Below are 1,260 nucleotides of genomic sequence, written 5' to 3'. Positions count from 1 at the left end.
CACGGCATCGTGCTTGATCAACCGCTCGCGGTTCTTCGTGAAGACCGTGGGCACCCACACCACGTCATCCATTGCCAGGCCGATGAACCAACGAAACAGAAGGTTGTATTGCACCTGCTCCATCAATGGATGACACTGGCGATAGCCAGACTTCACCGCTGGCGATGAGCGGGAGCGCACAAATATCGAGAAATCGTCAACCGTTAATAAGCTTCTTACAGACATGGCGCGTTAGGCTGCTTTCGGCAAAATACACACCCAAGCTACCTTGAAGGCACTGTTTCAAGAACCTCGCTCGGTCGATAAATCATGGAAACGTGCGTCGGTTGCTAACACCTCCCTTGTTTGGTCCCGAGAGTAACTCATTGATGAGGTTGCCCTAAAAGCTCGTTTGCGATGCGCTCACAACGTTCGGCGCAGCTTTCTACTTGAGTAGACCGCCATGTTGATTATCATGCAGTCCTCATCAGTAATAGGGAACATTCTCAAACTCAATATTCTTTACAATCCGTTATGACCTTTCCGTCAGGCTTGGCACCCATGGCAAGAAGAAGAAACCCAGACCCCAACGGATGCAACAGATGAACACTGGTACTGACCTTCCCTCTGTTTTTCGCCTTCCAGAGGCCCGGGGTTATGCAGCTACATCCGTTGCCTGCTAAGCCACGAGCCAGTCTCGCATGAACTGGGCCGGCGACACAAAGCCGAGCGACGAATGACGACGACTGCGGTTGTAAAACACTTCGATGTATTCGAACAAGTCCGCTGCGGCTTCGCGATGCGTGCGATAGCGCGCTGCATGAACCCGTTCATTTTTCAGGCTGTTGAAGAAGCTCTCCGTCGGCGCGTGTCCCAGCAATTTCCTTTGCGGCTCATGGAGCAACGCATGCCATAGTCAGCCAGCCTGCACTGAAATTCGTGGCTCGCGCCCTGGCTGCCACGGTCCGAGTGGTGCAGCGCGCCGGGCGCGGGCTTCCGGCGAAACCATGCCATCGTCAGCGCGTCGGTCACAATGTCGACCGTCATGCGCGGCTTGATGGACCAACCCACGACTTCTCGATTGAACAGGTCCAGCACGACCGCCAGATATAGCCAGCCCTCGTCGGTCCAGATATGCGTGATGTCCGAACTGAACCTGATTCGGCGCAGCCGGCGCGAACTCGCGGTTCAACAGGTTCGGCGCGACGGGCAGCTTGTGCCGGGAATCAGTCGTGACGCGGTAGCGGCGTTTGTGGCGTGCCCGGATACCGTTCTTGCTCA

At 55.7% G+C, this 1,260-nt stretch carries 1 protein-coding gene and 1 pseudogene; both read right to left on the bottom strand.

The genetic code is table 11. The annotated features are described in order from the left end of the window. On the bottom strand, positions 1–225 hold a 225-nt coding region (locus AB3X89_RS39735), incomplete at its 3' end, for a transposase (RefSeq protein WP_368587997.1). A 433-nt stretch (positions 226–658) separates the two neighbouring features. Beyond that, positions 659–1,260: pseudogene (locus AB3X89_RS39730) on the bottom strand (IS3 family transposase); the annotation flags it as partial.

This window comes from Paraburkholderia sp. BR14320 (assembly GCF_040948665.1).
Lineage (GTDB): Bacteria > Pseudomonadota > Gammaproteobacteria > Burkholderiales > Burkholderiaceae > Paraburkholderia > Paraburkholderia youngii.
This window is presented reverse-complemented; position numbering and strand designations above follow the sequence as displayed.